The 11,394-nt window shown below is 73.0% G+C and carries 8 protein-coding genes; all 8 read right to left on the bottom strand.

The window, feature by feature from the left end; all coding sequences use genetic code 11:
• Positions 1–106: 106 nt before the first annotated feature.
• The 8 genes from ACFVS6_RS24420 to ACFVS6_RS24385 all read right to left on the bottom strand — a co-directional run bounded on the left by ACFVS6_RS24420 (position 107) and on the right by ACFVS6_RS24385 (position 11,324).
• Positions 107–388, bottom strand: a complete 282-nt coding sequence (locus ACFVS6_RS24420) for an HU family DNA-binding protein (protein WP_007264399.1) — start codon at positions 386–388, stop codon at positions 107–109.
• Positions 389–977: 589 nt separating this feature from the next.
• Positions 978–2,384 carry an NAD-dependent malic enzyme gene (locus ACFVS6_RS24415; protein WP_389706870.1) on the bottom strand — a complete coding sequence of 469 codons (1,407 nt, stop codon included), beginning with the start codon at positions 2,382–2,384 and terminating at the stop codon, positions 978–980.
• 479 nt (positions 2,385–2,863) lie between these two features.
• On the bottom strand, positions 2,864–5,170 hold the full coding sequence (locus tag ACFVS6_RS24410; RefSeq protein WP_389706868.1) for a HelD family protein: 2,307 nt from the start codon (positions 5,168–5,170) through the stop codon (positions 2,864–2,866).
• Positions 5,171–6,236: 1,066 nt separating this feature from the next.
• Positions 6,237–6,827, bottom strand: a complete 591-nt coding sequence (locus tag ACFVS6_RS24405; RefSeq protein ID WP_389706867.1) for a CGNR zinc finger domain-containing protein — start codon at positions 6,825–6,827, stop codon at positions 6,237–6,239.
• Positions 6,828–6,909: 82 nt separating this feature from the next.
• On the bottom strand, positions 6,910–7,452 hold the full coding sequence (locus ACFVS6_RS24400; protein ID WP_389706865.1) for a GNAT family N-acetyltransferase: 543 nt from the start codon (positions 7,450–7,452) through the stop codon (positions 6,910–6,912).
• A gap of 70 nt (positions 7,453–7,522) precedes the next feature.
• Complete coding sequence (locus ACFVS6_RS24395; protein ID WP_389707001.1) at positions 7,523–8,704, bottom strand: uroporphyrinogen-III synthase; 1,182 nt, start codon at positions 8,702–8,704, stop codon at positions 7,523–7,525.
• A 184-nt stretch (positions 8,705–8,888) separates the two neighbouring features.
• On the bottom strand, positions 8,889–10,259 hold the full coding sequence (locus tag ACFVS6_RS24390) for a nitrate/nitrite transporter (protein ID WP_389706864.1): 1,371 nt from the start codon (positions 10,257–10,259) through the stop codon (positions 8,889–8,891).
• 96 nt (positions 10,260–10,355) lie between these two features.
• Positions 10,356–11,324 carry a LysR family transcriptional regulator gene (locus ACFVS6_RS24385; protein ID WP_389706862.1) on the bottom strand — a complete coding sequence of 323 codons (969 nt, stop codon included), beginning with the start codon at positions 11,322–11,324 and terminating at the stop codon, positions 10,356–10,358.
• Positions 11,325–11,394 lie beyond the last annotated feature (70 nt).

Below are 11,394 nucleotides of genomic sequence, written 5' to 3'. Positions count from 1 at the left end.
CGGAAAGGCCGAAGGGCGGCCACCCCCGCGGGGGTGGCCGCCCTTCGGCGTTCTACGTACCACTGCCGTCCCGAGGGCCTCTGCGGCCCTCGGCACAAGGGCGGTACTACTTGCCCTTGGCGGCTTCCTTGAGCTTGGAGCCCGCGGAGACCTTCACGCTGTAGCCGGCCGGGATCTGGATGGGGTCGCCGGTCTGCGGGTTGCGCGCGGTGCGAGCGGCACGGTGGGTGCGCTCGAAGGTCAGGAAGCCGGGGATGGTGACCTTCTCGTCGCCCTTGGCGACAATCTCGCCGACGGTCTCGGCGAGCGCGGCCAGAACGGCGTCGGCGTCCTTGCGGGTCACCTCGGCGCGCTCGGACAGAGCGGCCACCAGCTCACTGCGGTTCATGTTGTACTCCCGTGTTCAACTTGCCTTAGAGGCGTGAGATCGAAGCCGATGCTGCCAGGGCCCTCGGACAGTCCCCGGACCCGGGTCTGAACGTCAGACCCTCTCGCCCGGTTACGCATCCTGCCCCCACCAGCGGCGGGAAAGCCAATCCGGCACCCGCCAGGGTCACACGAAAAGCGCCACAGTCACGCCGCGGTGACGCTCCGTCCGCACCGGAGGCTCCGACCGGATGCGGACCGCGAGCCACGCGGGCATCCCCGCAACCCTAGAGGCGCCCCGCCGGGCCCGCATCCCGCGACGCGCCGGTACGGGGGCGTGGGGCCCGTCACAACGCCCCCGGGAGGGACTCCGGCGCGGCCTCGGGAGCGGCGGTCGAACGGGCGGCCGAGGAGCGGGGCGACCCCGCCGGGCGAACGCGTCGGACGAAGCCGCCGGCCGAACCGACCGGCAGGGCGGGTCCGTCGGGCCCGTCCGCGACCCCACGGGCCGTCACCCACCCGCCGCAGCCGCCCCACGGGCCCTGCGAGGGCCCTCGGACACGCCGAACGGGCCCGGCGGGGGCCCGGTGGCCGCCGGGCCCGTCCAGGGGCTACTGACCGGCGGTGGCGGCCTTGCGGACGGCTCCCGCGACCGCGCCGGCGACCTTGTCGTTGAAGACGGACGGGATGATGTAGTTCGCGTTCAGCTCGTCCTCGCCGACGACGTCCGCGAGGGCGCTGGCGGCGGCCAGCATCATGTCGGTGTTCACGGTCCGGGACTGGGCGTCCAGCAGGCCGCGGAAGACGCCCGGGAAGACCAGCACGTTGTTGATCTGGTTCGGGAAGTCCGAGCGGCCGGTGGCCACGACGGCGGCCGTCTGACGGGCGACGGCCGGGTCGACCTCGGGGTCCGGGTTCGCGAGCGCGAACACGATGGCGCCCTCGGCCATGGCCGCGACGTCCTCGCCGGAGAGCACGTTGGGAGCCGAGACGCCGATGAAGACGTCCGCGCCGACCACGGCCTCCTTGAGGGTGCCGGTGTAGCCCTCGGGGTTGGTGTTGTCCGCGATCCAGCGCAGCGGGGAGTCGGCCGCGGCGTCCACGAGGTCGGGACGGTCCGCGTGCACGACGCCGTGGATGTCGGCGCTGACCGCGTTCTTCACGCCCGCCGCGAGGAGCAGCTTCAGGATGGCCGTACCGGCCGCGCCGGCGCCGGACATGACGACCTTGACGTCCCCAACTGCCTTGCCGACGACGCGAAGTGCGTTCGTCAGGGCGGCGAGGACGACGATCGCGGTGCCGTGCTGGTCGTCGTGGAAGACGGGGATGTCGAGGGCCTCGCGCAGGCGGGCCTCGATCTCGAAGCAGCGCGGCGCGGAGATGTCCTCCAGGTTGATGCCGGCGAAGCCCGGGGCGATCGCCTTGACGATGGCGACGATCTCATCGGAATCCTGCGTGTCCAGGCAGATCGGCCAGGCGTCGATGCCGGCGAACCGCTTGAAGAGGGCCGCCTTGCCCTCCATGACGGGGAGGGCGGCCATCGGGCCGATGTTGCCGAGGCCCAGGACGGCGGAGCCGTCGGTCACGACTGCGACGGAGTTGCGCTTGATGGTGAGGCGGCGCGCGTCCTCGGGGTTCTCGGCGATCGCCATGCACACGCGGGCGACGCCCGGGGTGTAGATCATCGAGAGGTCGTCGCGGTTGCGGATGGGGTGCTTGGACGCCATCTCGATCTTGCCGCCGAGGTGCATCAGGAAGGTTCGGTCGGAGACCTTGCCGAGGCTGACGCCCTCGATGCCGCGCAGCTTCTCGACGATCTCGTCGGCGTGCGCGGTGGACGTCGCGGCGATGGTGACGTCGATGCGGAGCTTTTCGTGGCCGGACGCGGTCACGTCGAGGCCGGTGACCGAACCTCCTGAAGACTCCACGGCGGTGGTGAGCTGGGAGACCGCGGTTCCGCTCGCGGGCACTTCCAGGCGGACCGTCATCGAATACGAGACGCTGGGCGCCGTTGCCATGGCCGTGTTCCTCTTCTGTCCCTGATTTCGCTGTACACAGGGCCCGCACACGGCAGGTGTGACAGGTCCCGTTGTCCGATCGTCCCACCTACCAGCCGGTAAAAGGTAACCAGCTACAAATTTCGGAAGAACTCTTCCACCATACGAGAGACCGGGGGTCGGCGGAATGGTGGATTAATACAAAACAGGTCCGCGCCCCCCACTGGGTGGAGGGCGCGGACCTGGTATTCCGTCTAAGACACCGACCCGCCATGCTCGCCTCGCGGCAAGTGGTCGCTCTGAGCGACGAAGGTTGGGCCCGGGGGCTTGGATCGAGCCGGTGTCCTGACCAGGCTAACAAAGGTTCGCCGAAAGTGATCCCCCTCCGGCGACTTCGATGGACCGCATCACGCTCCTGGCCGCGGGCCATCCGGCCCCGTACCGAGACCGCCCCCCGCACCGGCGGGCCGGGGCGGGACGGAACCGCCCCGGCTCCCCCGTCAGGGCCTCAGCAGCTCCGGAACGCCGTCCGGGCCCGGCCTGTCGGCCGCCGCCGAGACCACCGTCAGCTGCTGCGTCGCACGCGTCAGCGCCACGTACAGCACGCGCAGGCCCGCCGGGGACTCGTTCGCGATCTCCGCCGGGGAGACGACCACCGTGGCGTCGTACTCCAACCCCTTGGCCTCCAGACTGCCCAGCGCCACAGCCCGCTCCCCGAGGTCGGCCAACCAGCCGGCCGCCTCCGCCCGACGGTCCATGGCCACGACCACGCCGACCGTGCCGTCCACCTGCTCCAGCAACCGCCGCGTCTCCTCACGGACCGACGCGCCCAGATCCGCCCCGGCCGCCGAGAAACGCGGCTCCAGGCCCGTGGAACGCACCGCCGTCGGCGGCTCCATGTCCGGCATCGCCAGCTTCAGCACCCGCGAGGCGACCTCGGCCACCTCGGCCGGGTTGCGGTAGTTCACCGTGAGCGTGAAGCGCCGGCGCGGCCTGCGCCCCAACGCCTCGTCCCGGGCGGCGGCCGCCTCCTCGGGATCGGTCCACGAGGACTGCGCCGGGTCACCGACCACCGTCCAGGTGCCCATCCGGCCCCGCCGGCCCACCATCCGCCACTGCATCGGCGTCAGGTCCTGGGCCTCGTCGACGATGACGTGGGCGTACTCGGTGCGCTCGGCCGCGATGCGCTCCGCCCGCTCCCACTGGGTCTCCTCACGGGTCGGCATCAGCTCCTCCAGCCCGCTGAGCTGGTCCAGCGGATCCATGTCCCGCCGCCGCTTGGGCCGCGCAGGCGCGCCGAGGAGCAACTGGAGCTCGTCCAGCAGGGCCACGTCGTGCACCGACAGCGGACCCTTGCCGTCCGGGCCGATCCGGCGCAGGGAACGCGCCAGCTGCCGGGTCTCGCGCGGGTTCAGGTCCCGGCGCGACCAGCGGCCCAGGCGCCGCTCGTCCGCCATCGCCGCGAGGACCTTGCGCGGGGTCAGCTCGGGCCACCAGGCGTTCAGGAAGCCGATGAAGTCGTCCTCCGTGGAGATGTCCTCGTCGAACGCGGAACGAAGCTCGGCCGCCAGCTCCGGGTCGCTGTGCCGGCCCGCACCGCCGGACTTGGAGTACAGGGCGTCGAGGAGCAGCTTGCGGGCGCGCGGGCGCAGCAGGTTCACCGGCGCCGTCCCCCCGAGCACGTTCTGCCGGATCCGGTTCAGCTCGGCCGACTCCAGCTCCTGACGTCGCCCGAAGGCCACCACACGGAGCCGCTCGGGCGCCTCGCCCAGCTCCAGGGCTCCCCGTACGGCCTTGCGGAGCACCTTGAGCATCCGGGAGGAGCCCTTGATCCGGGCGACGGCCGGATCGTCGTACGTGGTCGCCTCGGCCCCGTCGACGAGCGAGCCCAGCGCCCGGATGGCGACCTGCCCCTCCTCGCCGAGGGAGGGCAGCACGCCCTCCGTGTAGGCGACGAGCAGCGGGGTCGGCGAAACGATCAGGATGCCGCCGGAGTAGCGCCGCCGGTCCTGGTAGAGCAGGTACGCCGCCCGGTGCAGGGCGACGGCGGTCTTCCCGGTGCCCGGCCCGCCCGCCACCTCGGCGACGGACGCGGCGGGAGCCCGGATGACCAGGTCCTGCTCGGCCTGGATGGAGGAGACGATGTCCCGCATCGAGTGCGTCCGCGCCCGACCGAGGGCGGCCATCAGCGCGCCGTCCCCGATGGCGGGGAGCTCCGCGCCGTCGAGGGTGGCGGTGACCTCGGGACGCATCAGGTCGTCCTCGACACCGAGCACCTTGCGCCCCTTGGACCGGATCACGCGACGACGAACGACGCGACCGGGGTCCTTGGGCGTGGACCGGTAGAACGGCGCGGCCGCCGGGGCGCGCCAGTCGATGACGAGGGGCGCGTAATCGGTGTCGAGTACGCCGATGCGCCCGATGTGCAGGGTTTCGGCGATGTCGGCGGTGAGGTCCGCACGGATCGCGTCGTCGGCGGGCTCCACGGAGGTGAACGCGCCGTCCGAGCCGCGCTCCCCGTCCTTGCCGAGGACCAGGTCGATCCGTCCGAAGAGGAAGTCCTCGAACTCGTTGTTCAACCGGTTGAGGTGGATCCCGGCGCGGAAGACCTGCGCGTCGCGCTCGGCGAGCGCGCCGGGCGTGCCGACCTGGCTCCGCTTGGCGGCGTCGTTCACCAGGAACTCGGCCTCGTGGATCTTCTCCTCAAGGCGTCGGTACACCCGGTCGAGATGCGTCTGCTCGCCCGCGATCTCCCGATCGCGGACGGAATCCGCCGTGCTGTCGACAGCGGCATTCTGCGCGGCCACCAAGGCCCCCTTCTGACGTGCATGGGCGACCGTCAACCGTACGCGAATCCAGCCCCTGTCCGCACGCCGGTTCCGCGCGCCGGACGAAATGCGCACGGGTGGGGGGTGGGTGGGGCGGGGTCGGGGGGGGGTCGGGGGGGTCGGGACGGGGTCGGGGGGTGGGTGGTGGAGGTGAGCGGGGGTGGGCGGCTGGGCGGGGTGGGGGTGGGCGGGGTCCTACTCATCCGGGTCAGGGAGGGTTTGGTGGTTTCCCGCCGGTCTCATCGTCTCCCCGTGTCGGGCCGGTCCCTCAAGGGCGCTCCTCCTTCGTCGTCGCGTCGCTTCGCGATGGCCTTCGGCCACCCTTGACCGACCGACCCGCCACGGAAAGCCGAAGACCGACGGGAACCCCCCAAAAGAACGGTCACGGGTCAGAGACGAGGAGGGGCGGGTCTCTCAGTGACGAGGCGAGGGACCGGGCGCTGCCAGGTTGGGCATGCGGGGAGGTCGGAGGGCCTGCGGCCGGGCCAGGGGCGCGGCCACGAGCCCCTACCCGCCCGTCAGGACGAGGGAATCGACCTCAGGGCACGTCAGACGGCCCGTACGCGCCGGGTCCGTAGGGTGTTCGCCCGGTTGGGCGTCTGCGAGCCGCCCCCGGCCGGACATAAGCCACGCACCAGCCCCGGATCGTGGCCGAGGTCGTCTCGGCGACCGACGACCGGCCGTGCTCATGGCCAGGCCGCAGGCCGTCCGACCTCCCCGTATGCCCGGTGGGCCGATCCCCGGCCCCTCGCCTCGTCACCGAGAGACCCGCTCCTGCCTCTTCGTCCCCCATGCCGTTCCTTCGGGGGCTTCCCGACAGTCTTTGGCATTCCGGGGCGGGCCGGTCGGTCAAGGGTGGCCGAAGGCCATCGCGAAGCGACGCGACGACGAAGGAGGAGCGCCCTTGAGGGACCGGACCGACACGGAAGGACAGTGGACTGGCGGGCAGCCCCCGGACCACACCCGACCCCGACCCGGGAAGCACCGACCACCCCCACCCCCGACCAACCACAACCCCACCCCTCACCCCGCTCCCCCACCCCCGTCAGCCCTTCCCCGCCACCCCCGCCACCCCCGCCGCCCCCGCCAGTCGCCTGCGGTGGCGGGCCACGCGTTCGCGGTTGCCGCAGAGTTCGCTGGAGCACCAGCGGCGGCGGTGGCCCCGGGAGGTGTCCAGGTAGACCCGGGCGCAGCCGTCGCCCTCGCAGGCTCGGAGCAGCGCCATGTCGCCGGGGTCCGTGAGGAGTTCCACGGCGTCGCGGGCCACCGAGGCGAGGAGGCCGGCGCATTCGACGCCGCCGCACAGTTCCCGTACCAGGTGGCCCTCGCCGTCCCGGACGGCACACAGACCCGGGGGTGGACCGGCGGCTGCGGCGTTGACCCGGGCGAGGGCGTCCTCGGCGGGGCCCTGTCCGGCGAGTTCGGCGCGGACGAGGCGGTCGACGTCGTCGCGCAGGCCTCGGAACGCGGCCACCCAGTCGGGGCCGAGTCCGCCCAGCGGGGTCCGGTCGGGCACCAGGCCGACGCCGACGAGCCACAGGCGCAGTTCGTCGCCGTCGCGGATGCCTTCGGTGTCCCCGTGGGGGGTGAAGGTGGCCAGTAGGTCCAGACAGATCCGTCCGGAGTCGAACCACATGCCCGTCACCGCCTCGGTCGCCGTGGGCCGCCTCCCCAGAGTGCCGTTGGCGGGGGCGTTGCGGAACCCCCCGTGAGGTGGGCTACGCGGCGGGCGGGTCGTCGTGGAGCAGGCGTTGGAAGAGCCGGTGGTCGCGCCAGGCGCCGTTGATGTGGAGGAAGCGGGGTGCGAGGCCGTACTCGGTGAAGCCCGCCTTGGCCAGGACCCGCTGGGAGGCGAGGTTGTCGACCAGGGTCCCGGCCTCGACCCGGTGCAGGCCGGCCTCGTCGCGGGCGATCCGGCAGACCTCCTCGACGGCGGCGGTCGCGAGGCCCTTCCCGGCCCAGGCCTGGTCGATCCAGTAGCCGACGCCGCCGCTGCACAGGGGGGCGTGGACGATGCTGCCGAGGTTGATCGTCCCGATGGGGTCGCCGCCGGCGGTCAGGACGTACGGCAGGACCCGTCCGGCGTCACGGTCGGCGAGCAGGGTCGCGACGCGGGCCAGCTGGCCCGTCTCCGTGTAGAACTCGGGTGCGCGGTGGGGCTCGTAGGGCGCCATGTAGGCGCGGTTGCGTGCCAGTACGTCGGCCAGTCCGGCGGCGTCGTCAAGCGTGACGCCCCTCATCTCCACCCCGTCCATCAGCATCCGAGCACGCTAACGGAACCGCCCGGGCCTGCCCAGTCCCCCGACCCGACGGACAGCAGGTGCCCGTCCCTCACCCGCGTGCCGTGAACCGGTCCTCGCCGCCCGCGTCCACCGACAGCCGGTACCCGCGCTTGACGACCGTCTGGATCAGCAGCGGCGCCCCGAGGGCCGCCCTCAGCCGGGCCATCGCCGTCTCGACGGCGTGTTCGTCGCTGCCCGCGCCCGGCAGGGCCCGCAGCAGGTCGGCCCGGGAGACCACCCAGCCGGGCCGGCGGGCCAGCGCCGTCAGCAGGGCCATCCCGGCCGGGGGCACGGGCCGCAGCTCGGAGTCGACGAGCACGGCGTGGCCCCGGATCTCCAGCCGGTGCCCGGCCACGGGCAGCACCCGGGCCCGCCCGGGGAGTTCCTGGCAGAGCAGTTGGACGAGCGGCCCGAGCCGGAAGCGTTCGGGCTGGACGGTGGGGACGTCCTGCGCCTGTAGCGGCAGCGCGGTGACCGGGCCGACGCACGCGGACAGGACGGGTCCGCGCAGCGCCTCCAGGACGGCCTCCCGCAGTCCGCGTTCCGCGGCCCGGGAGAGCAGGGAGGCGGCGGCGGGCGCGGAGGTGAAGGCGACGGCGTCGACGGCGCCCACGGCCACCGCGTCGAGCAGCCGGTCCAGGGGGGCGAGGTCCTCCGGCGGCATCCAGCGGTAGACGGGTACGGGGACCACGTCGGCGCCGCCGGCGCGCAGCGCCTCGACGAAGCCGGGCAGGGGTTCTCCGTGGAGCTGGAGGGCGATGCGGCGGCCGGCGACGCCGGCGTCGAGCAGGCGGTCCAGTACCTCGGCGAGCGATTCGGACGCCGGGGACCAGGCTTCGACCAGTCCGGCGGCCCGTACGGCGCCCTTCACCTTCGGTCCGCGGGCGAGGAGTTCGGTGGCCCGGAGCCGGGCCAGCAGGTCCTCGCCGATGCCCCATCCGTCGGCGGCCTCGATCCAGCCGCGGAAGCCGATCGCGGTGGTCGCGACGACGGCGTCCGGCGGGTCGTCGACGAGTTGCTTGGTCGCGGCCATCAGCTCGCTGTCGTCGGCCAGGGGCACGATCCGCAGGGCGGGCGCGTGGACCACGGCCGCCCCGCGCCGCTTCAGCAGGGCGATGAGCTCGTCCGCCCGGCGGGCGGCGGTGACTCCGATGGTGAACCCGGCGAGCGGCCCGGTGGGGGCGACCGCCGCGGCCGCCGCCCCCCTGGCCCCGACCGGCCCCGTGTTCATGGCGTCGTCGCCGTCTTCGTCGACCATCGTTGTGACCTGCCTCGGCTGCCTTGTCCGGTGCCCGGCTGGGCCTACCCGGTGGGGGTGGGGTGTCTCGTCGCGGGACCGAGCCTGTCAAGCCGTCGTGTCAGGCTCGGTTCCACCGCATTTCGGCGCCGTAACGCCGCAGGCCGCGCCCCTGCCGTCATACGGTCGTGAGCTGCGGTTTCGCCTCGGTTCCGGAGGTGGGGGCCGGTACCCGGGCGGGTCGGCGAAGGTATACCGCCCAGGTGACGGCGCAGCACGCCGCGTAGAAGCCGAGGAAGGTGACGAAGGCGGCGCTGCCGGATCCCGAGGAGGCGAAGGCCTCCCGGAAGACCAGGTTGATGGCGAGTCCGCCGAGCGCGCCGACGGCTCCGATCAGTCCCATGGCGGCCCCGGAGAGCCGGCGTCCGTAGGCGGCGGCCTCCTCGCCGGTCATGCCTCGGGCGAGGGCCTTGGCCTGGAAGATCCCGGGGATCATCTTGTAGGTGGAGCCGTTGCCGACGCCGCTGAGGGCGAAGAGGGCCACGAAGCCGATGAGGAACACGGGCAGCGATTCCCGTACGGAGGCCAGGACGACCACACCGGTCGCCGCGGCCATCGCCACGAAGCCGGCCAGGGTGATCCGCGCTCCGCCGAAGCGGTCGGCGAGCGCTCCGCCCACGGGCCGTACGAGGGAGCCGAGGAGCGGTCCGATGAAGGTCAGCGACGCGGCCTGGAGCGGGGTGCGGCCGAACTGGGTCTGGAGCACGAGGCCGAAGGCGAAGCTGTAGCCGATGAAGGAGCCGAAGGTGCCGACGTAGAGGAACGCCATGATCCAGGTGTGGACGTCGCGGGCCGCCTCCCGGACGGCGCCCGCGTCGTTGCGGACGGGCGCCAGGTTGTCCATGCGTACGAGGGCCAGGACGGCCGCGGCGACGATCAGCGGCAGGTAGGCGGCGAGCAGCAGCCTGGGCCGGTCTGCTCCGGCGGTCGCGATGACGAGGAGGGCGGCGAGCTGGACGACGGGGACGCCGATGTTGCCGCCGCCCGCGTTGAGGCCGAGGGCCCAGCCCTTCTTGCGGAGCGGGAAGAAGGCGTTGATGTTCGTCATCGAGGAGGCGAAGTTGCCGCCGCCCACCCCGGTCAGCGCGGCGACGACCACGAAGGTGGCGTACGAGGTGCCGGGTTCCATGACGACGAGCGCGGCCACGGTCGGCGCGAGGAGCAGCAGGGCGCTGACGACCGTCCAGTTGCGGCCGCCGAAGCGGGCGACGGCGAAGGTGTAGGGCACGCGCACCAGGGCGCCGACGAAGGTGGCGGTGGCGATGAGGAAGAACTTGCCGGCGGGGTCGATGCCGTACTGCGGGCCCATGAAGAGGACCATCACGGACCACATGGACCAGATGGAGAAGCCGATGTGTTCGGAGAGCACGGAGTAGAGGAGGTTGCGGCGGGCGGTCCGCTCGCCGGTCTCCTTCCAGAACGTCTCGTCCTCGGGTTCCCACCGCTCGATCCAGCGGCCCCCCTTGCGCGGTGCGGTCGTACCGGTCATCACACGCCTCCACAGCTGTCGCGTCCGTGGTCCGACCGTAGGAAGGGCGCGTTTCGGCCCGGGTCCCCGCCGGATGACCGGCGGGAAACCTTGCACTCACCCGCTGTCGGAGCCCGGTGTGAGTGCGGCGGGGAGCCAGCTGCCCGTGGGCACTTCCAGCCAGCCCGCGGGGCCCTGGAGCTCCTCGACGGCCCGCAGCAGGGCGTCGAGGCCGGGGTGGTGGAGGCCCTTGCGCCAGACCATGGAGAGCGGGGACAGCGGGACGGGGTCGACGAGTGGCCGTTTCACGGCGCCGGGCATGTCGGGGAAGCCGACGGTGACCAGGACCGGGTTGCGGGTCTTGGCCATCACCCGGCCGAACTCCTCCTTGCCGACGGCCACCGGGGCGGGCGGCGCCGCTTCGATGCCCCGTCCGGCGAACAGTTCGCCGGCGAGCCGCGTCCACTCCAGGGTGCGCGGGTTCCCGGCCCCCGCGTAGACGGTCTCCCCGGCCAGCGCGGCCAGCGGTACGTCGTCCCGCGCGGCCAGGGGGTGCCCGTCGGGCAGCAGCACGGCGAGGGGTTCGTGCCGTACGGGTCGGTGGGCGAGGCGGGTCCGCAGGGCCGGGTCGAGGCCGGCGGCGTAGCCGAAGGAGACGTCGAGGCGGCCGGCGACGATCTCCCCGGCCGCGTGGGTGAGGCCGCTCTCGAAGCGGGCCATCAGCTCGCAGCCGGGGGCGAGCTCGCGGGCGCGTTCCAGGACGCGGCGGCCGGTGCCGGGGCCGTCGGTGTTCACGTCGACGAGGAGCGCGCGGGGCGGGCCGGCGAAGGCGGCGGCGAGTTCCTCGTGCGCGCGCAGCACCTCGCGGGCGTGGGGCAGCAGCCGCTCCCCCTCGGGGGTGAGTTCGACGGCCCGGGTGGTGCGGACGAACAGGGGTGCCCGTACGACGAGTTCGAGGCGGCGCACGTCACGGCTGAGGGCCTGCTGCGCGACGTAGAGCCGGGCGGCGGCGCGGGAGAAGTGGAGGTCCTCGGCGACGGCGACGAAGCCGCGCAGCAGCCGGGGGTCGACATCGCGGGAGAGCATCCCCGGAGATTAACAACAGAGAGCGGTGAATGGCCCCCGAACAGGTGTTGGACCGCCGGCGGGTCCGGGC

The organism is Streptomyces sp. NPDC057939 (assembly GCF_042887545.1).
GTDB lineage: Bacteria > Actinomycetota > Actinomycetes > Streptomycetales > Streptomycetaceae > Streptomyces.
Note: the sequence above shows the minus strand (reverse complement) of the source record. Positions and strands in the feature narration are given on the sequence as shown.